Below are 20567 nucleotides of genomic sequence, written 5' to 3'. Positions count from 1 at the left end.
CGGCTCGGAAGCGTACCGCCGGTGCGCGAGCCTGGAGCTTTGCCGTGCCGTTGCTGCAGCGATCGAGCCAGTTTTTGCGACGTCTTCCCATGGCCATGCCTTTTGCCGGAGCGCTGCTTATGACCGTTCCCGCCATGGCCGGCGACGCCACCCTCGTGCACCCCGAACAGTGGCCGAAAGGTGGATCGCCCCTGGCGCCAGACCCGGCGATGGAATCCCGGATCCGGGACGTGCTGATGAAGATGTCGGTCGAGGACAAGGTCGGCCAGATGATCCAGGCCGACATCAAGTCCGTGACGCCAGACGACGTGCGCGAGTACCGCCTGGGCTCGGTCCTCGCCGGCGGCAATTCGAAGCCGCCCGGACAGCCTTATCCGGTCGCGTCGCAATGGCAGGCGCTGGCCGACGCGTTCTACCACGCGTCGATGGACACATCGCAGGGAAGGCTCGCCATACCGGTGCTGTTTGGCATCGACGCCGTGCATGGCCACAACAACCTGGTCGGCAGCACGCTGTTCCCGCAGAACGTCGGGCTGGGCGCGACGCGCGATCCGCAACTCATCCACGAGATCGGGGAGGTCACCGCGCGGGAACTCCGAGCCAGCGGCATCAGCTGGACGTTCGCGCCGACGCTTACCGTGCCGCAGGATGTGCGGTGGGGCCGTTCCTATGAAGGTTACTCGCAGAATCCGGCGCTCGTCGCGCAATATGCCGCCGCCGTGGTCGGTGGACTGGAAGGTAAGCCAGGTACGCCACAGTTCCTCGACGCCGCACATGTGATCGCTACCGCGAAGCACTTCGTCGGCGACGGCGGCACCCACGAAGGCAAGGACCAAGGCGACGCGCAAATCAGCGAGGCGATGTTGCGAGACATCCACGCAGCCGGTTATCCGCCCGCGATCAAGGCCGGAGTACAGGTGGTGATGGTCTCGTTCTCCAGCTGGAACGGGGTAAAGATGGCCGGGAACACCTCCCTGATCACGGACGTGTTGAAGAAGCGGATGGGCTTCGATGGGATCGTGCTGGGCGACTGGAATGCGCATGGGCAGGTCCCGGGTTGCACAAACGAAGATTGTCCGGTGGCCTACAACGCCGGGCTGGACATGCTCGAGGCGCCGGACTCCTGGAAAGGGCTTTACAAGAACACGCTGGCCGAGGTGAAAGCCGGGGTGATCCCGATGAGCCGCGTCGACGACGCGGTGACTCGCATCCTGCGGGTGAAGATGCGCCTGGGCATGTTCCAGGCCGGCGCGCCGTCGACGAATTCGCTCGCGGTCACATCGGCGGAGGTGGTCGGCAGTCCCGCACACCGCGAGGTGGCGCGCCGCGCGGTTCGCGAGTCGCTGGTGCTGCTGAAGAACGACCATGGGCTGCTGCCCATCGATCCGCGCAAGCACATCCTGGTGGCCGGCGATGGCGCGGACAACATCTCCAAGCAAAACGGTGGCTGGACGCTCACCTGGCAAGGCACGGGCCTGACCAATGCGAATTTCCCGGGAGCCACCTCCATTTGGGCGGGGCTTCAGGCGCAGGTGAAGGCGGCGGGTGGCACGGCCGAGTTGTCGGTGGAGGGCGACTACACGCAGAAGCCCGATGTCGCCATCGTGGTGTTTGGCGAAGATCCCTATGCGGAGTTCCAGGGAGACCGGCCGAACCTGGCATACCGCCCGGGCAACGATCGCGACCTCGATCTGCTGCGCAAGCTGCGCGGGCAGGGCGTGCCGGTGGCGGCGGTGTTCCTGACGGGTCGGCCACTCTGGGTGAACCGCGAAATCAATGCGGCTGACGCGTTCGTGGTGGCGTGGCTACCGGGCAGCGAAGGCGAGGGCATCGCCGATGTGCTGTTGCGTAAACGCGACGGTCGCGTGGCGCACGACTTCCACGGCAAGCTGGCCTATGCGTGGCCACGAACCGCGGTGCAGGTGCCCGTGACCGCGGCCGCCAAAGGTGAGCAACCGCAGTTCGCCTACGGCTTCGGTCTGACCTATGCCGACCACGGGAAGACGGGCAGGTTGTCCGAGGAACCGGGACTGGTGCTGAGCAACGATCAGGCCGGTGTCTATTTCACCCGTGGCAAACCGGCCACCGATGTCTCGGTACGCCTGACGGGTGCGAATGGTGTGGCCACGAATGTCACCGCTGTGCCGGCCGCCACGCCCGACGGAAGCCTGCACATCACTGCGCTCGACTACAAAGCGCAGGAGGACGCGCGCAGCCTGAGCTGGACGGGTAAGGGAAGCGGTGCTGCACGTATCGAACTGGTGGCGCCCGCACCGCTCGACATCGATCGAGAAACCAATGGTGACGTGCTGCTGGTGACCACGTTGAGGCTCGATGCCGCGCCACCGGGCGACGATTCGACGATCGGCGTCGGTTGCGGTGCCGGTTGCGGCGGCAAGGTAACCGTCGGTCAGCAGCTCTCCGGCTTGCCGCACGGGGAATGGTTGCGCGTGGGCATTCCGCTGAAGTGTTTCCGCGATGCCGGCGCGAACATGAGCCGGATCGACCGGCCGTTCGAATGGTCCAGTCCGGCGGGAGGGAAGATCGCTATCACCGACGTATCGCTCGGCACGGTAGCGGACCGGACCCTGGCGTGTCCGATGCAAGGGGTCAAACCGTGACGTGCCGAGAGTGTGCGTGCAGCATCCGTTTTTGAAGACGTAGGTGACATGCTGCCCTGCGGCAAGCATTCATCGCAACGGCGTTCTATGATCCAGTAATGACAGCGCTGTCATTTGGGACATGGCGCGCCGGTTGGGGAGTTGGGGAACCTTTGTCATGGCCGGCGTGTACGGCGGACAACACTTATCCGAACGATTGATGGGGAGAGTCAGATGAATCTGCATCGCAAGTTGTTGTACGTCGCCATATCGCTGGTGATCGCCCCGGGCACCCTGTATGCGGCGGACCAGGACGCCACGGCGCAAAGCACGCCGTCCAAGAATCCGGGGTCCCCCGAGAAGAAGATCCAGAACCTGGATGCCGTCTCGGTTACCGCGACGAAGCGCGAGACGCCGCTCCAGAAAACCCCGGTGGCGGTCACGGCGATTACCGTCGACACGCTCGACAGGGAGCGCGTCATGACGGTGCAGGACCTGACCAAGCTGGTGCCGGGCCTGCAGGGGACGTCGCAGGGCGATCATGGTGTCGTGACGCTCACCCTGCGCGGTATCGGCAACGACAGCGCCAAGACCGAGTACGCCGATCCTGAGGTCGCCACCTTCGTCGACGGCGTCTATGCGCCGCGCGCCGAGGCCGCGTCGGGACTGTTGCTGGACATGGAAGGCGTCGAAACGTTGCGCGGCCCACAGGGCACCCTCTGGGGCCGTAACTCCACCGCCGGCGCCATCAGCTTCCAGACGGCCAAGCCGGATATCGGCGCGGGCTTCTACGGCAACGCGCAGGTCGAAGCGGGCAATTTCAACCAGACCGGCGCGCGCGCCGCCTTCAACCTGCCCATCAGCGACACCTTTGCGATGCGCGTCGCCGCGGTGAACCAGCAGCACGATGGCTACGTCGACTACCAGAAGCCGTCGGGCCAACTGCCCTCGGTGGCGCAGCAGCAACAGGCCTATCTCGCGTCTCCCATCTCCGGCGGCTCGCTGGCCAATTTCAGGCCGATCGATCCCGGCCAGTATGTGCAGGGCGGCGACAAGTACAACTCACAGGACCAGTCCGCCGCGCGTGTCAGTGCGTTGTGGCAGCCCAGCGATGCGTTCACGTGGAACCTGTCGTACGAGTATTTCCGCGATCGCGGGACGCCCAGCCTCAGCCTGATGCAGACGCCGCGGCAGGGACAAGACTTCTGGTCCGCGCTGATCGACACCGCACCGTACCTCGACCGCACGTCCCATACGGTGCGCAGCCGCATGGACTGGAACATCAGCGACGGCGTGCAGTTCAGCTACATCGCCGGTTACAACAAGTACTCCGGCGAGAGCGATTTCGATCAGGACGTCGGCGTCAGCGTGCCCACCAGCTTCACGACCAACGGCGTCTACCAGGACGATCGCACCAACGACTCCAAGTACAAGAGCTGGAGCCAGGAAGTGAACCTGAAGTCCACCGGGCCGCAGACGGTGGACTGGATCCTCGGCGCGTACTACGGCTACGAAGACAATTCGATCCGCTTCGACATCCCGATCATGAACGGCACGCGCTACGGCACCGTGAGCTGGCAGGGTTCCTTCATCCAGCCGAAGGAAACGGTGGAGTCGTACGCGCTGTTCGGCCAGGCCACCTGGCACCTCAGCGACCATTGGCGCCTCACCGGCGGTGCGCGCTGGTCGCATGACGAGAAGGAGAACAAGGGCGGCATCAACTGGGGTTGGAACTATGATCCGGCCGTGCCGCAGGTGCCCATCTCCCCGGACGTGTACCCGGATCCCTCGAACGGCTTCGCCATCTCGCAGCGGAACACCGCGAAGTACAGCAAGAGCAAGCCGACCTGGTTGGTCCGCCTGGATACCGACGTCAGCGAGAACGGCTTGCTCTACGCCAGCGTATCCACCGGCTACAAGTCGGGCGGCACGCAGGACGCTGGCACGCTGTACAAGCCCGAGACGCTGACCAACTATGAGGTCGGCAGCAAGTTCACCTTCCTCGATGGCCACATGACGTGGAACTCGGCCATCTATTACGAAGACTTCAAGAACTTCCAGCTGTCCGCGCCCATCGTGTATCCGGACGGCAACCACGGCCTGGGCTTCTCCAACGTGGGCGGCAGCACCAAGGTGCTCGGCTTCGAGACGGAACTGGCGTACCAGCAGCAGGACGATCGCTTCAACCTGATCTTCTCGGCCATCCCGAAGAAGGAGCTCGGAAGGCTGGTCTACGCCGGCTCCAACGACTACCAGGGCCTGCCGGCATGCCCGCCGGAGTCGAACCTCGCCAACTGCATGAACGTCACGGGCAACGATCTGCCGCATGCGCCGAATGTATCGCTCACCGGCATTTACGAACACACGTTCCACCTTGCCAACGGCGGACGACTCACGCCGCGCGTCAGCGCGCAGTACCAGAGCTCGCAATGGCTGAGCTACTTCAATCTCGGTGCCGGCGACCGCCAGAAGGCATACACGCGTGGCGACCTGTCGCTGCGTTACAGCGAGCCGGGCGACAAGTGGTGGGTCAACGCATACGTGCAGAACGTGTCCGATGAGAAGACCCGCACCAGCGCCGGGCGTTTCCAGATGTCCGACGGCTCGCTGCAATACGTGTCGCAGTACCTGGCGCCGCGTACCTATGGCGTGCAAGTCGGTGTCTGGTTCTGACGTGATGCATGGCGGCCGCCATGATGCGCGAGCCGCCTGACCTTTGCCGTTCTGCCGGCGACGCTCGTAAGGGCGTCGCCTCTTCTCCCCGTGAATGGCTTTTTTGCCGGGTCCGCGTCAGGCGGCCCGGCGTTTCTTTCTTTCCATCGTGCATCACCGCCGGGGACACACCATGGCGCAGCTGAAGAAAGTGTTGATCGTGGGCGGCGGCACCGCCGGCTGGCTCGCGGCGTGCTACCTGGCCAAGGCGGTCAACGCAGTCGATCCGCGCAGCGTGCAAGTCCATCTGGTGGAGTCACCGGATATCGGGCTGCTTGGCGTGGGCGAGGCCACGTTCCCATCCATCCGCGGCACGCTGTCGGCCATTGGTCTGGATGAGCGTCGCTTCCTGGTGGGCGCCACCGCGACGTACAAGCAGGGCATCCACTATCGCCATTGGGTGCGTCCGCCAGGCACGCCCGGCGCCGATCATTTCTTTCATCCGTTCAACGCGCCCAGCCAGCGTCCGGGTGGGCCGGAGCTGTTGCCGTACTGGCTCCTTGGCGCCGCCCCGGCGGGCATGCCGTTCGCCGACGCCGTGTCGATGCAGAGCACGCTGGTCGATCACTTCAGGGCGCCCAGGCGCGCCAGGGATGCGGACTACCAGGGGCCGATGAACCACGCCTTCCACTTCGACGCCGCCTGCTTCGCACGCGTGCTCGCCGAGCACGGCCAGGAGGCGCTCGGCGTGGTTCGCCACGTCGCGACGGTAGAGCGCACCGAACTCGACGAACATGGCGCGATCTCGCGCGTGGTGACGAAGGAGGAGGGCGACCTTACCGCGGATCTCTACGTGGACTGCACCGGCCTGCGCGGCATGTTGATCGGCAACGCGATGCAGTCTCCCTTACGCAGTCGTGCGGACGTGCTGTTCGCCGATCGCGCCGTAGCGTTGCAGGTGCCGTACGACGCCCCCGATGCACCGATTCCCTCGTACACCATCTCCACTGCCCAGGAGGCAGGCTGGATCTGGGACATCGGTCTGCAGAAGCGGCGGGGTGTCGGCTACGTGTACTCGTCACGGCACACCGCCGACGATCGCGCCGAGGAGGTCTTCCGGCGCTACGTGGGACGTGCCGGCGAAGGCCTGAAGGCCATGCACATCAAGTTCGAGACGGGCTACCGCCCCGAGCACTGGCGCAAGAACTGTGTGGCGGTGGGTCTGGCCGGCGGCTTCGTCGAGCCTCTGGAGTCCACCGGCATCGCGCTGATCGAGCTGGCGACCTACCTCCTCACGCACCTGCTGCCCGGCGACACCGACGGGATGGAAAGCGCCGCGCGTCATTTCAACGACATGATGGTGGCCCGCTACGACCGCATCATCGACTTCATCAAGATGCACTATTGCCTGAGCCAACGGCGGGATTCCTCGTTCTGGGCCGACAACGCCGACGTCGCCAGCATCCCGCAGAGCCTTCAGGAAAAGCTCGAGAAGTGGAAGCAGCGGCCCCCGCACCGGCTCGATTTCGTCAGTGACCTGGAGATGTTCATGACCTCCAGCTGGCAGTACGTGCTGTATGGGATGGAGTTCCGTACCGACCTCGAGCCGATGCGCAGCGCCTACCCGCACGTGGAAGAAGCGCGTCGCGAGTTCGCCATGATCCAGCAGGCGGCCGCTCGCGCGCTTGACGACCTTCCGGACCATCGGGCGCTGGTTGAGCAGCTGTGTCGGGAGCATGCGCAACGCGGTCGCCCCGGTGCGAATATCCCGGCTACCGCGGCCAGTTGAGCGGTAACAGGAGCGACCCTGGTCGATCCCGTCATCGGGTATGCCGATAGGGCTAAGAGCAAGCGTGGCAGGATAGGCCATGCGGTCGACTGCCCCCTTGCGGGCTGTTGGGATGTAATGGACCCGTTACCAAGCAGGGTGGCGCACCGGGGGGATCCATGAACGTCGTCGACGCCGGCCGTGTGCCGGTCATCGTCATGGGCCAAGGGCCCACGGCACTCGGGATCCTGCGTGCCTTGACGATGGCCGGGATCCCCGCCTATGTGGCGTGCCCGCCTGGCGACCTCACCACGCGATCGCGCTGGTATCGGCCTGTCCCGGGAGCACCATGGGACGGCCGGCCGGGGCCTTCAGCCGAAGAGGCGCTGCGGGCGATGCCGCTGGAACGTGCGGTAGTGATCGCCGGCGCTGACGATGCCGCGATGTGGCTGTCCAACCTGCCACCCGACCTCAAGGAACGATTCCGGGTATCCACCGCGAGTGGCGCCATCCAGGCGCTCCTGCAGGACAAGGCCGACTTTGCCCGGCATCTCGATAATTTGGATATTCCACACCCTCTCACGTTCCACCTGGGATCGCTCGACGAGGTCGAAGCCGTTCCCATGGAAATGCTCGAGCGCGTCTTCATCAAGCCCGTGAACTCGCAGCGATTCAGCGACGTCGTCGGTGTGAAGGGCGTCTGGGTACGTACTCGGGACGAGCTGAGGGACACATGGGCCCGGCTGCATGCCCAGGGTTTTTCGCTCATGGCCCAGGAGTACATCCCCGGACCCGCGACCGAGCACTTCTTCGTGGACGGATTCCGCGACGCCAGAGGCACCTATCCGGGCCTGTTTACCCGCCAGCGGATGCGCATGTCGCCGCCCGACTTCGGAAACAGTTCCTGCTCGTGCTCTGTGCCGTTGGCTCGGATGGAGGAGGCCGTGGGGCACGTGCGCGTCCTGCTCGACAGCGTTGGTTACCGGGGCATTTTCAGCGCCGAGTTCAAGCGCGATCCCCGCGACGGCCAGTTCAAGATCATCGAAGTGAACACGCGCGCCTGGACCTATGTCGAGTTCGCTGCCCGCCACGGCGTGAACGTGTGCGAGATGGCCTGGCAGGATGCGCTGGGCGAGCGGGTATTCATGGGCTCACGAAGCTATCCACCCGACAAGTTATGCGTTGACCTCTACCACGACCTTTCCAGCGTCGGACGGACGTCGAAGCACGACATCGGCAGCGTCTTTCGCTTGGCGATGCAGTGGGCGAGGGCGGACCTGCACGTCTTCCGGTTGAGCGATCCGCGACCCGCCTTGCATGTGCTCCGATCGTTACTGCTGAAACGTATCGCGCGTACACGCGATGCTGCGTTAGTGGCACGGGAAGGGTCCTCAGCCTGAGGCGCGCGATGCGCCTCAGGTCGAGTATCGTGTTCGTCCGCGACGCCGGCGCCTCAGGCCTTAGGCGTGAGGTGGTACAGCCCACCAGGCTGGGCGTCTTCGAGTAACCAGAGCGAACCGTCCGGCCCTTCCTCGATGTCGCGCACGCGTTTGCCGAGGTTCCAATGCTGGACCGCGGTGGCGCCGCCCTTGCCGTCGAACGTGACACGGGTGATCCCCATGCTGACGAGGCCGCTGATCAAGGCGCTGCCCTTCCAGTGTGGAAACAGGCTGCCCTTGTAGAACATGAGGTTGCCTGGCGCGATCACCGGCACCCAATAGATCACCGGCTTGACGAGATCGGCCCGCGTATCGGCGCTGGGGATGGGCACGCCGTCGTAATTGACGCCATACGAGACCAGGGGCCAACCGTAATTCTTGCCGCGCTGGATCAGGTTCAGTTCGTCGCCACCGCGAGGACCGTGCTCGACCTCCCACAGCCGGCCGTCGGGCCCGAAGGCGAGGCCGTAAGGCGTGCGATGGCCGGTGGACCAGGTCTCGGCCGGCGTGAGGTTGGAGCCGGGGAACGTATACGTGCTGACGACCGGTGCCGTTTTGGCTGCTTCGGTATTGGCCGGCGGATCGATCAGCGGAATGGTGCGGGCACCGACTTTTCCTGCCCATGGATTGCCCGGCGCGGGCTTGCCGTCGAGCGTCAACCGCAGGATCTTGCCCTCTGGCTGATCGGGGTCCTGTGCGGGCGTGAAGCGCTGGCGGTCGCCGACCGTGAGGAAGAGGTATTTGCCATCCGGTGAGAACGCGATCTGCGCACCGGCCTGGCCGCCCTTGCCCGTGGGCATCTGGCGCCACAGTACCTGGAAGTCGTCCAGTCTGGCCTGATCGCCATCCAGTACGAGCTTGCCGCGCCCCATGGCCAAGCCGCCGCCATAGTCACCGGGTGCCACGTAAGTGAGGTAGACGAAGTGGTCACGGGCGTAGTGGGGCGAAAGGAACACACCCAGCATGCCGTTCTGGCCTTCGAAATAACTGGGCGGCACGCCCTTGAGCTCAGTCTTGGCCCCCTCCGGCGTGACCAGTTGCACCCGGCCGACCTTTTCGGTCACCAGCATGCGGCCATCGGGCAAGAACGCCACGCGCCAGGGAATATCGAAGCTGGCTACCCTTGTGATGTTGAAGGGAAGGTCGGATTCCGATTTCTGATCGCCTGCATTGGTCTGTGCATGAGCGGCGCTTGTCAGCGCGGCCCCAAGCAAGAGCCCGGTTACCAGCTTCTTCATGTATTGGTTCCCTGCGTCCGAGTGACCCGGACGATCCTAAATGTTCCGAATGCGCTTGGGGTGTGACGGTTTCTTTAAGCCCTGCGGGCCGACGCTTGCCAAGCCATCCGCCCTGACTTACAGTGAACCACATGGTTCACTATCAAGCCCGCCTCGACGCCACCTTCGCCGCGCTCTCGGACGTCACCCGACGCGGGGTGCTGGAACAACTCGGAGGTTCACAGGCCTCGATCAGCGATCTTGCGGAACGGTTCCACATGACCCTCACGGGCATGAAGAAGCACGTCAGCGTCTTGGAGCAGGCGGGCCTTGTGACCACGGAGAAGGTCGGGCGCGTAAGGACCTGCAAGCTCGGACCGCGCCAACTGGAAGAAGAAGCCGCCTGGATCGAGCAACACCGCCAGCTCTGGAGCGCGCGCTTTGACGCGCTGGACGAGCTTGTCGAACACCTGAAGCGCAAGGAGAAGGCAGATGTCCACAGCAAGCGAAAGTAGTGCCGCCGCCACGAACCAAACCGCCGTGAAACGCAAGTCCGACCGCGAACTCGTCGTGACGCGCACATTCGACGCACCGGTGCATATCGTCTATGAGGCCTGGAGCAAGCCCGACTTGTTCAAGAGCTGGTGGGTACCGAAGTCGGCGGGCATGTCGCTGGTTTCGTGCGACATGGATATTCGGACCGGCGGTACGTATCGCCTCGTGTTCCGCCATCCGGCATTCGATCACCCGATGGCCTTCTTCGGTACGTACAAGGAAGTCACGCCGAACAAGCGCCTGGTTTGGACGAATGAAGAGAGTGACCAGGGCGCCATGACCACCGTGACGTTCGACGAAGACGGCGCGAAGACGCTGGTCACGCTCCACGAAATCTACCCAACGGCAGCCGCCCTCGACGAAGCGCTCGCCGGTTCGGCGGAAGGCCTGCCGGAGCAGTTTGCGCAGTTGGATGAGCTGCTCGCAGGCGGACGATAAGGCAGCGGCACTGGGGTAGGGGAGTGGCTCCTGGCCGTCGGCCGGGGGCCAAGCTGCACTTGCCGACGTTCGCGCGGCTCCCTATCGTGCAGCCTTGAGCATGCCGCTGACAGGGGAGAGGGCGCTGTGGAAACTCAATGGCTCCGTAACTCGACGTTGCTTTGCGCGTTCGTTTTCGCAGGTATCTTGGCGCAGCAGGCCGCTGCGCAGAATGCTCCCGCCACGGCTCAAGTCGCTACGAGCACGACGGAAGCACCCGCGGCCCGCCCCTCGGATGTCGCTTCGATGGGCGCGATCATTGAAGCGGTCTACGACGTGATCTCAGGTCCGAAAGGACAGGAGCGCGACTGGAATCGCATGCGATCGCTGTTCGTCCCGGGGGCACGCCTGATTTCCGCGCATATGGGGAAGGACGGCCTCACCACCGCGCATGTGATGAGCGTGGACGACTACATCCGGCTCGGCGACCCCTTGCTGAAAAAAGACGGGTTCTTCGAACGCGAGGCACATCGTACGGAAGATCGCTTTGGGAACATCGCACAGGTGTTCAGCACGTACGAGTCGCGCCATGAGAAGGACGGCAAGCCGTTCCAGCGCGGCATCAACAGCTTCCAGCTTTTATTCGACGGCAAACGCTGGTGGGTGGTGACGATCTACTGGCAGGGCGAGAAGCCGGATCTGCCGATTCCGAAGCAGTACGGCGGCTGACCAGAAACGACTCCGTGCCCAGGTGAGGGAGAATCATGTGGCAACAAAGCTTCTTTCGAAAGCTGGATTTGTCGGGCTTGTCCTTACGGTGACAGGCGCGCTTGGAGCCACGGCTCAGGCATCGGAACCGCGTACGGGAAACCAGGTTTGGCGCGAGGCCTTTCAGTCCAGTCCCGCGCACTACGACCCGCTGGCACCGGCATTCGTAAAGATGCTGGTGGAGAAGTTCAAGTTACCTCCCGCGGCGGTCGAGCAGATGAGGCCGCAAACCGCGAGCGGCACCCAGCGCGTTCGCCTTGCCGTGTCGGCAGGCGGGCCGCAGATCCGCATTCGCGTGTCGAACGAGGAGGGGACGGAGCCTTTGGTCCTTTCCGCCGCAACCGTCGGGCTCGCCGGCGATGGGTATGTGTCCAAAGCCGGCACACTCAAACCCGTCACCTTTGGCGGCCATCGCAGTGTCACCGTACCCGCGGGCGCTCCGATCCTGAGCGATCCCATCGCGCTCCCGATTACATCGGGCACCGAACTGATCGTCAGCACCTATGCCGCCGGGTCATTCAAACTTGACCCCTTGGGAGGCGGCGCCGTCGTGGTGGCGGCCGGAGACCAGACGATGAAAAGCGAACTTGCCGGCGGAACGCCGATGCAGGGCAGGCCGGCGGTCACGGGTGTCGCCGTGCTGTCGCCGAGTTCCCGGAAGGTCATCGCTACGCTTGGTGATTCCATTACCGACGGCAATCGGCAGGCGCCCGCGGAATTACACAGCTGGCCGGAGGAGTTGGCGAAAAGGCTCGCCGCCCGTCGGAGTGGTGGTGACTATGCCGTCGTGAATGGCGGCATCGGTGGCAATCGTGTCCTGGGCTCCGGATGGGGACCGTCTGCGCTGGCTCGGCTTGATCGCGACGTCCTGCGGATCGATGGACTCTCGCACCTCGTTGTCCTCGAGGGCACGAACGATATCGGCATGTCGGGGCATACGGTCTTCGGGGATAGCCCCGCGGTGACGCCGGAGGACCTGATCGCCGGTTATCGACAGATCATCGCCCGCGCCCATGCGCGCGGAGTCAAGGTCATCATGGGGACGATCACCCCGTTCGGCGCGTCCATGACGCATTATTCGGCGGGCAATGAGCGTACGCGGCAGGCCGTTAACCGTTGGATTCGGACGTCGCGTGAGGCGGATGGCGTGATCGATTTCGACCTGGTCGCTCGGGATCCTGCCAATCCGGTGAACATGCGCGCGGAGTTTGGATCGGAGGATGGGCTGCATCCGGGGGCCGCGGGGTATAGGGCGATGGGGGATGCGGTTGATCTTTCGTTGTTCGAATGAGGTTTGGGCAATGCGCACTCGATTGAAGAAGAGTCACACGACCGCTTGACCCGTTGCCAAGCGGGAGCGCGTTCAAAGCTCCTGCTGGACTTGCGCGTGCGCGAGCAGCGCAAACAGTCCGGTTCCGCCAATGACGTTCCCGAGCAGAGCAGGGAGGATGATACCGAAGGCACTGTGGGCAAACGTCGTCTCACCGGCGAACGCCAGCAGCCACGCTTCGCCTGATCCGGCGACGACATGCGCGAAGTCGCCCAATGCGATGAAGTATGTAAGGAAGATCACCACGAGGAACTGCTGCCCGCGAGACGACGGGAGCACCCACGGCACCGCCGCTATCAGGAATCCGGCAGGGATCGCGACTTTCACCATGTCGAACCACGGGTGTTCCAGCAGCTTGCGCGAAAGCGCTAGCATCGCATCGCGCTGCTCCGGCGAGCCGATCACCCCATAGTTGTTGAGCCCGGCGATGAAGAACGTGCCCACCATGTTCGCGATGAACACGAGGCTCCATAACCGCAGCAATCGTCCGAGATTGCCGAAACTGGGATGCGTAGCGACCGGGAGGACCGCCGACAGCGTGCTTTCGGTGAAAAGCTGGAGGTTGCCGAGGATGACGATGACGAAGCCAACGGTGTAGCCGATGCTCGCCACCAGCGGTGACCAAGTGGCTTGCGGCAACCTGCTTTCGAGCAGCGCCTGCCCGAGCACCGACGTGCTGATCGCGACACCTCCCGCCAGCCCGGACCAGATCAACGAACCCGTCGGGCGCTCCAGTTCCTCGTCCCCGCGGCGGCGGACGACCTCATGGATGACTCGCGCGCTCGCGGCCAAACGGTCGGTAACCGCATCCCGCTCCTGGTCGGACATGTCGATGTCTTGTTCGCGGTCTTCACGCTCGTCGGACACTGCGTGTTCCTCGGCCTGGGTAGGAGCTTATTGCGGCGGCTGGCCATCGGAGGCCATCAAGCCGCCATCGACTGGCAGGTGACACTATTCGTGCCGTCCTCCTCTATACGCCGGAATAAATGACCGGTCTGCGAAATAGCAGCGTGATCTATGTGAGGCCCCTGGGCCTCGCGGCTGAAACGTCTTTTCGACAAGCGCGCGTCGGTGCGGCGTGACGCGGCAGGATCAGATGGCGACGAGGCCGCCATCGACGACTAGCTCGGCGCCCGCGATGTAGCTGCTCTGGCTCGAGGCGATGAAGAGAACCGCGTCCGCAACTTCTTCGGTGTGGCCTAGGCGGCCGAGCGGCACGAGCTGGTTTAGCATGTCCGCGGCACCGGGCCGGGTGTCGAGGTAGCCGCGCATCAGCTGCGTGTCGGTACCGCCTGGCGCAACGACATTGACGCGAATGCCACGGTCTTTCAGGTCGGCTGTCCAGCTGCGGGCGAACGAGCGAACCGCCGCCTTGGTGGCGTTGTAGAGCGACTGCCCCGGAAAACCCTTGGCTCCCGCGACGGACCCGTTGAGGACTACCGCGCTGCCCGGAGCTAGCAACGGGAGCGCCTTCTGGACGGAGAAGAGCAGGCCACGGACGTTCACGCCGAAGATCCGATCGAAGTCCAGCTCGGTGATGTCGTCCAAGGGAAGCGCGTTAGAGTCCGCCGTGCCCGCGTTCGCGAAAAGCACGTCCAGCTTGCCGTGATCCTCGCGGATACGGTCGTAGAGGCGATCGAGGTCGCCCGAGTTAGCCACATCACCTGAAATGCCCACGGCGGCGTCGCCAAGCTCCGCGACCGCTGCATCCAGCCGGTCCTGCCGGCGGCCGGTGATATACACGAGGGCGCCTTCTGCGATGAATGCCTTCGCCGTGGCGAGGCCAATGCCTTCGCTGCCACCGGTGATGGCCACGATCTTGCCTTCGAAACGCTTGCTCATGAGTGCCCTTCGCTTAAGTGGAGGATTGCTCCGTTTACTATATGGAGGCATCATCCGCTTTGCAACCGAGACTCCCATGACCAAAGCATCCCAGGCCATCGACGAGACGCCGCTACGCGCCGACGCGGCGCGAAATCGCGAGCGCATCCTCGCGGCGGCGGACGAGGTGTTTTCCGAACGCGGTGCCGACGCATCACTCGAAGACGTCGCGAAACGCGCAAAAGTTGGCATCGGTACGCTTTACCGCAGATTCCCCACGCGCGATGCTTTGCTCGGCGCGCTCTGCGATGAGCGGTTGCTAGCGCTCGCAGCCAACAGTCGGACACGCGACGGCGTGCTGGACCCCGCGACGTCGTTTCGTGCATTCATGGTCGAACTCGCGACGCATGCGAGCCATTACCAGGGACTCGCCGTGCAGTTCGGCACGGTGCTCAAAAGTCACACCACCGGATGCAACGCGGGGCGCGAGGAAGGGAAGCGGTTGCTGCAGCGCGCGCAGAAAGCCGAGGCTGTCGCGAAAAACGTTTCATTCGACGACCTGCTTTGCGTCATCACGGCGATCTCCCTGGCGGTGGAGCAGGGCGGTCCGGTGAAGTCTCGGGTCACGCGCCTGGTCGACCTGTTCCTCGACGGTATCAGGACGCGCTGAAACGGCGAAGCGGCTTGTAGCGCCGCGCGCGGGGAAGCTCTGTGGCGGGTCGAAGCAGAATGACCTCCTCAACGACTACGACGCGTTCCGGCTAGTGGGTCGAGGCATGAGGGTGAAGCGCAATAGTTTCTGATGGCGATAAGTCGATCAACAGGGTACTTAATGTCGACGGACGTGAGATAACCTACTCCGCTTATCGGCTGTCAGATGGACCAATTAATGTTGGCCGAATCACGACGAGGTAAATTGCCCATGAGAGTTCTCAGCCCAGAAGAGCGGTCGCTACTTCTATATCTAATCGCGAAGGCTTCGTTGCCGTCTCCCGACGCTGAGTGGTTAGATCAGCTCAAGATCGAAGCAATTGGACCAGGCAGGAGTAGCTTTAGGATTTTACGAGATGCCGAGCGAGATTACGATCAGCTTGCTTCTGACTTAGACTTCTTGGATGAAGACAATGTGCACGTCCTCGCCTCTCTTTTCGTCGACAGGCATCAGATTCCTTATGAGGTTGAGATCTGGAAGGTCGATGATACCCCATTGATTAGGCTCCCCATGTTCCCGGTATATAAGGCGCCGCCTTCTAGGTCGTAGATCTCACTTGTGAAACTGGGGAGTGCGGCATCTTAGTGGTTCTAGTGAAGAGCCAATGCAATCAGTGGAGGAGCAGCGATCCGGGTCGCTGCGGCGCTTACGGCTAAAGTCGGTGGCGAGGAGGCAGCAAAGATCGCGACTGCGGCTGCTCGGCGGGCCTCAACTGAAGCACAGGCTGCAGGCGCGACGAAGGGTACAACTTCGGGTTTGGTAACAGAAGGGGGCGAAGTGTTCACCGGCTGGGACAGGCTTGCGTTGCTTCGGGATGCACCGTGGGACCGACACCCTACAACTTCTTCCGCGATAATGCCTTGGGGAACGTGGAAAGAAAGCTCATTGGTCATTCGAAGCATTGCGGATCATGCGATCGTGAGATCAGCTGAGCGCTCGGTGAAGCCTGCTTCGATCGTTGATGCGATTAAGAATCCGCTTATGGTTACTGATGTCAAGTATGACGCTGCAGGCCGCCCTCGCTTCCGCGCGTTCTGCGGAGCAGATCGCCGCAGAACGGGGGGCTCGCGGTAAGACGCTCGAGGAGCAGTTGGCCAGGATGGACGGACTCCCTGCGGCACTACTGGCAGCGCAGAAAGCTTTGGTAGCCGCGACGAAGCGCGAGGTTGCATTGCAGGCTAGGTTGAACGCTCATTCTGCAAAGGCTAAGGAGAAGCCCGTGGGAAAGAAGGCATGACGACCATATGGCCAGCGCCATCCGATAAGGGTCAAGCAACGACACATGCGGCCGATGAAGGAACGGATGCGCTGGATAACAGGATGGGCGACGACGGCAGCGTCTTTAAGGGATGCGGCACGTTTGAGGCAACTGCCGCATGTTTAAGGGTGGAACGACAACAGCCATCAACAGGGCGCGAATGCGGCGCATCGCAAATTTTACATAATATACATTATGCGTCGATCTAGCAGTAGGAGCCTAAGGCCTACCTACCGGCGTGCTAGCCCTCCCCACGCAGCCGGTCGAGTCGCAGTCGCTGACGCTCGTCCGTGAGTCGCGCCAGTACCAGGTGAACCGAAGCGATCGCAGCGAATCCGCTCGCACCAGCCAGGAGCAGCATCAGAACGATCTGGTAGGTCGCGGCGTGCAGCGGGTCCATACCGGCAAGGACCTGGCCGGTCATGATGCCCGGCATGGTGATGATCCCAGCCGCGCTCATCTGATTGATGAGCGGGACAAGGGCTTGCCGCACGGCACGGCGCTGAAGCGGCGTGGTAGCTGCCTTGAATGGGTGGCCTAGTAGCAGGCGAGCCTCAATCGCGGCGGCCTCCCGCGCTACACCCTCGAGCACGCTGGCCATACCAATACTTACCGCGTTGAGCACGTTACCGAGAAGTATGCCTACAACAGGAACCACGAAGCGGGCCGTCCAGCCGGCGTCGCCCGCAGGCATGAAGCACACCACGGCAAACAGGCATGCGAGGAGCGTCGGCGCGGCAACGCCAGTCAGGCTCGTCAGGAAATGGCCGTGACGCAGGCGTTGCTGGGGCCTTGCGGCGGTCTCGCGCGCCGCGGCCAAGGTCATGGCGATGACAAGTCCCGCTGTCAGCCACACCGCGTCTATCGCGAATACCGTCCGCAGAATAAATCCGAGTGCGACGAGCTGCGCAATCATTCGCAGCGAGGCAACGGCCAAGGCCCAATGCACCCGCAGCCGCAATATGACGGACAACACGACATCAAGCACCACCACGACCGCGGCGACGGCGATATCATCGGCTTGGAACGGTGCGGTATTCATGCTGTCCGGAGAGTACCGCCGCCAAGTCGGTAAATCGTAGTGGCAAGCCTCCGTGCCTGCGCCTCGTCGTGCGTTACGATCAGCAGGGCCGTGCCCTGCCCCTGCACGTCCATCAGGCATCGTTCGACAGCAAGCATCGTGTCCACGTCGAGGCCGCTGGTCGGTTCGTCCAAGAGGAGGATGTCGGGCACCGCAGTAAGGGCTCGCACGAGTGCCAGGCGTTGACGCTCGCCAGTAGAGAGCGTGGTTACGTCCCTGCTGAGGGCGCCTTCCGGCAATCGCATGGAAGCGCACAGCCGCGATGCGTCCGCCAGTACGCCGTCCTGGAAGTGCTCGGCAACCGTTGCTGCCCACCAGGCCGATACGGCGGGCACGAGCATGACGCGACGGCGCCACTCGGGCGCGGGATACGCCTCACGCCGTTGCCCCTCTAAAAAGACATGGCCACTGCCGGGGTCGAGGTCGACCAATTGGCGTAACAGCAAGGTCTTCCCGGCACCCGATGAGCCCATCACCGCGATGCATTCGCCGGGAGCCAAGCTAAACGATATGGGGCCGACGCGGTTGCATTGCAGCCGGTCCACAACGAGCCCCTGTGACCTCATGAACCCCACGCCGACGGTCTCCAAGGCTGCGTTGACACGGTTGAACGGTACACCCGGATTGACCGCACTCGCCACAAGGGCGACAAGCGCCCCTTAGACTGACTGGTCAGCCTTAGAAATTGCTTGCGCTGGTGGAACACGTCCACGATGCCGCCGCCCAAAGGGACGGCTAAGGCAAGGGGCACACAATCATCTGACTGCGTGTCTGCGTCGGAGTAGCTCCGTGGAGATCCTCGTCGTCGAGGACGATGTACGTCTTGGGAACGCCATTGTGCGCGCCCTGGAAAAACTTGGACACACTGTCAGCGTGTCTCGTGACGCGACCGACGCGTTGCATCGCTTGCGAGCCTTGCATGAGGGCGTGGCGCTTATCGACCTCGGCCTTCCCGACATGGACGGTATCGAGTTGTTGCGCAGGGCACGAGCCGAAAATGTGACCGTACCGGTCATCATCATGACCGCGCGCGATGACATCCGCTCGAAAGTCCTTGGTTTGGACGCGGGCGCAGACGATTACCTGAGCAAGCCCTTTCATCTGGACGAGCTGGGCGCCCGCCTTCGATCTGTCGCCCGGCGAGCGCGCGGCGCTACGCAGCATGTGCTCGAGGTCGGCGATATTCGCATAAACCTGGAGAGCTTCGAAGTCAAGGTGGCGGGCCGGCGCGTGGACATGTCGCCGCGCGAGTTCGCGCTGCTGCAGACGCTTGCGCAGCGTGCCGGTCGTATCGTTCACCGCGACATCCTGGACGACCTGGTCTTCGGCCGCGATAGCGAGGTGAGCCCGAATGCGCTCGAGGTATTGATTCACGCAGTCCGTCGGAAGGTGGGACCCCACTACATCAAGACGGTACGCGGCATGGGCTACCTGATGTCGCCGGATGCCGGGTGATGGCGTCGATCGTCAGGCGCCTTCAGGTGTCCATCTTCCTCGTCACCTCCGGGGTTCTCGGTTGCATCGGCATCGTGGAGGGCTGGCTTACGCTTCAAAAGGTGAACGAGTATTGCGACGCCCGCCTCGTCCATGCCGCCGTGACGATGGACCAACTCATGGGCTTGAACCGCACAGGTCCGGAACTGGCCCAGCCCGCGATTCCGAACGTACCCGTGGTACCGCCCACAGGGTCGACCCAGACCCACGAAGTGGAGGTGGGTTACCGCGTACTGACCCGCAGCGGCCAAAAGGTGCTGGCCAGTGAGAATTTCCGCCATCTTGATCAAGCATCCGCTGTAGCGCCCGGATTCAGCGGGATCCGCCTGGACGGACGTCGCTGGCGCCTGTACCGGCTCGACGACAGTACTCGCAGCCTGACCGTGATCGTCGGCGAGCGACACGACAGTCGGCGCGACATCTTGCGCACGGTGTGGATGGAGCACACCCTCCCCCTCCTTCTCGGGCTACCTCTGCTTGGCTGGCTGGCCACGTGGTCGGTCAAGCGGGTGCTTGCGCCGCTCTCCTACCTGGCCGCCCTCCTCGCCCGTCGACCCCGGGGGGCGTGGGAACCGGTCGCCGCGGCCGGCATGGGCGCGGAGCTTGAGCCGCTCGTGGGCGCATTGAACCACTATCTTCTGCGGGTCGATCAGGCACTCGATCGTGAGACACGGTTTGGCGCCGACGTCGCCCACGAATTACGAACGCCCATTGCTTCCGCCATGCTCAACGTCGAGGGCGCGTTGAGACATCCCCGTTCTCCGGTGTTCTCGGCCGCCTTGCCGGACGCCATTGCCAGTCTTTACGCACTGCAAGAACGCTCCGAGGAGTTGCTGACTCTGGCACGCCTGGACGATGAGAACTTCGTTCCCAAGGAGGCGGTCGACCTCGCGGCGTTGGTAGATACCGTCGCCGGCGAGGCAGTTATCGAAGCGGAATCACGCGGCGTGAAGGTAGAAAGAAGCGTCCCCGCGGACGCGGGATCGATAAAAGGCGACGCTGCAGCCTTGCGCGCCATGTTGCGTAACCTGCTGGCTAATGCACTGCGACACGCGCCACGTGGCGGGGTGGTCTGCTTGTCGCTCGCCCGCAACGCGGACGCCTGTGTCTTGTCCGTTACGGACAATGGCCCCGGCATCCCTGCAGAGCGTCGCGAAGCCGTGTTCCAACGGTTCCACCGCGACACCGGCCTTGGGGACGGTTTCGGGGTCGGGCTTTCGATCGTGCAGCGTGTCGTCCGGCTGCATGGCGCATTGGTCACTCTCGAGGATGGCCACCATGGCCGCGGGCTGCGCGTGACGGTGAGATTTCCTGTCTGAACGCCGGTTGGGACCGCCGTGGAAACGACAGCTTGTTCTAAGGTTGCGACGTCATCGTATGGGCACCTCCGGCCCCTCCGGCCCCATCGTGACAAGTCATGTCGATAGCACAGGCCAAAACCCGCCCGTCTCCGGT

17 protein-coding genes are annotated in these 20567 nt (G+C 63.5%); 12 read left to right on the top strand and 5 right to left on the bottom strand.

Annotation, left to right across the window (positions count from 1 at the left end; genetic code table 11):
• The first annotated feature begins 95 nt into the window (after positions 1-95).
• The 4 genes from ACQKIE_RS03730 (at position 96) to ACQKIE_RS03715 (ending at position 8420) form a co-directional block, all read left to right on the top strand.
• A complete protein-coding gene (locus tag ACQKIE_RS03730) occupies positions 96-2621 on the top strand; it encodes a glycoside hydrolase family 3 N-terminal domain-containing protein (RefSeq protein WP_427456794.1) in 2526 nt (841 codons plus the stop codon).
• Between the two features lie 213 nt (positions 2622-2834).
• Positions 2835-5273: a TonB-dependent receptor gene (locus ACQKIE_RS03725; RefSeq protein ID WP_427455905.1), complete on the top strand. Its 2439-nt coding sequence runs from the start codon at positions 2835-2837 to the stop codon at positions 5271-5273.
• Between the two features lie 172 nt (positions 5274-5445).
• Complete coding sequence (locus ACQKIE_RS03720; protein ID WP_427455903.1) at positions 5446-7041, top strand: tryptophan halogenase family protein; 1596 nt, start codon at positions 5446-5448, stop codon at positions 7039-7041.
• Between the two features lie 158 nt (positions 7042-7199).
• The gene (locus ACQKIE_RS03715; RefSeq protein ID WP_427455901.1) at positions 7200-8420 is read left to right on the top strand and encodes a hypothetical protein; all 1221 of its coding nucleotides are present in this window, start codon (positions 7200-7202) and stop codon (positions 8418-8420) included.
• Between the two features lie 53 nt (positions 8421-8473).
• Here the strand turns inward: ACQKIE_RS03715 and ACQKIE_RS03710 are convergent, their stop codons facing one another.
• Positions 8474-9697, bottom strand: coding sequence for a PQQ-dependent sugar dehydrogenase (locus ACQKIE_RS03710; protein WP_427455899.1), 1224 nt, complete (start codon positions 9695-9697; stop codon positions 8474-8476).
• 131 nt (positions 9698-9828) lie between these two features.
• Here ACQKIE_RS03710 and ACQKIE_RS03705 point away from each other — a divergent pair, with 131 nt between their 5' ends.
• From ACQKIE_RS03705 to ACQKIE_RS03690, 4 genes are all read left to right on the top strand, one after another.
• Positions 9829-10191: an ArsR/SmtB family transcription factor gene (locus ACQKIE_RS03705; RefSeq protein ID WP_427455897.1), complete on the top strand. Its 363-nt coding sequence runs from the start codon at positions 9829-9831 to the stop codon at positions 10189-10191.
• Positions 10169-10669 carry an SRPBCC family protein gene (locus tag ACQKIE_RS03700; protein ID WP_427455895.1) on the top strand — a complete coding sequence of 167 codons (501 nt, stop codon included), beginning with the start codon at positions 10169-10171 and terminating at the stop codon, positions 10667-10669. Before ACQKIE_RS03705 ends, ACQKIE_RS03700 begins: the two co-directional genes overlap by 23 nt.
• A 186-nt stretch (positions 10670-10855) precedes the next feature.
• Complete coding sequence (locus tag ACQKIE_RS03695) at positions 10856-11377, top strand: hypothetical protein (RefSeq protein WP_427455893.1); 522 nt, start codon at positions 10856-10858, stop codon at positions 11375-11377.
• A gap of 37 nt (positions 11378-11414) precedes the next feature.
• Positions 11415-12707: an SGNH/GDSL hydrolase family protein gene (locus tag ACQKIE_RS03690; RefSeq protein WP_427455891.1), complete on the top strand. Its 1293-nt coding sequence runs from the start codon at positions 11415-11417 to the stop codon at positions 12705-12707.
• Between the two features lie 72 nt (positions 12708-12779).
• Here ACQKIE_RS03690 and ACQKIE_RS03685 read toward each other — a convergent pair whose 3' ends face one another.
• Together ACQKIE_RS03685 and ACQKIE_RS03680 are read right to left on the bottom strand one after the other, a co-directional pair.
• The gene (locus ACQKIE_RS03685) at positions 12780-13613 is read right to left on the bottom strand and encodes a formate/nitrite transporter family protein (RefSeq protein WP_427455889.1); all 834 of its coding nucleotides are present in this window, start codon (positions 13611-13613) and stop codon (positions 12780-12782) included.
• Positions 13614-13838: 225 nt separating this feature from the next.
• A complete protein-coding gene (locus ACQKIE_RS03680) occupies positions 13839-14588 on the bottom strand; it encodes an SDR family oxidoreductase (protein ID WP_427455887.1) in 750 nt (249 codons plus the stop codon).
• Between the two features lie 76 nt (positions 14589-14664).
• Between ACQKIE_RS03680 and ACQKIE_RS03675 the strand changes: the two genes are divergently transcribed.
• Both ACQKIE_RS03675 and ACQKIE_RS03670 read left to right on the top strand, forming a co-directional pair.
• Positions 14665-15237, top strand: coding sequence for a TetR/AcrR family transcriptional regulator (locus ACQKIE_RS03675; protein WP_427456792.1), 573 nt, complete (start codon positions 14665-14667; stop codon positions 15235-15237).
• 207 nt (positions 15238-15444) lie between these two features.
• Positions 15445-15828 (top strand): DUF6984 family protein, encoded by a 384-nt coding sequence (locus ACQKIE_RS03670; protein ID WP_427455885.1) that lies wholly within the window; start codon positions 15445-15447, stop codon positions 15826-15828.
• Positions 15829-16778: 950 nt separating this feature from the next.
• Here the strand turns inward: ACQKIE_RS03670 and ACQKIE_RS03665 are convergent.
• Together ACQKIE_RS03665 and ACQKIE_RS03660 are read right to left on the bottom strand one after the other, a co-directional pair.
• Positions 16779-17579 (bottom strand): ABC transporter permease, encoded by an 801-nt coding sequence (locus ACQKIE_RS03665; protein ID WP_427455883.1) that lies wholly within the window; start codon positions 17577-17579, stop codon positions 16779-16781.
• Positions 17576-18163: an ABC transporter ATP-binding protein gene (locus ACQKIE_RS03660; RefSeq protein WP_427455881.1), complete on the bottom strand. Its 588-nt coding sequence runs from the start codon at positions 18161-18163 to the stop codon at positions 17576-17578. Before ACQKIE_RS03660 ends, ACQKIE_RS03665 begins: the two co-directional genes overlap by 4 nt.
• Before the next feature lie 244 nt (positions 18164-18407).
• Between ACQKIE_RS03660 and ACQKIE_RS03655 the strand changes: the two genes are divergently transcribed.
• Entirely contained in the window at positions 18408-19073 is a 666-nt protein-coding gene (locus tag ACQKIE_RS03655) for a response regulator (protein WP_427455879.1), read from the top strand.
• Complete coding sequence (locus tag ACQKIE_RS03650) at positions 19073-20431, top strand: sensor histidine kinase (RefSeq protein ID WP_427455877.1); 1359 nt, start codon at positions 19073-19075, stop codon at positions 20429-20431. Before ACQKIE_RS03655 ends, ACQKIE_RS03650 begins: the two co-directional genes overlap by 1 nt.
• The last annotated feature ends 136 nt before the right edge of the window (positions 20432-20567 follow it).

The organism is Luteibacter sp. NPDC031894, from assembly GCF_050273135.1.
Classification (GTDB): domain Bacteria; phylum Pseudomonadota; class Gammaproteobacteria; order Xanthomonadales; family Rhodanobacteraceae; genus Luteibacter.
Note: the sequence above shows the minus strand (reverse complement) of the source record. Positions and strands in the feature narration are given on the sequence as shown.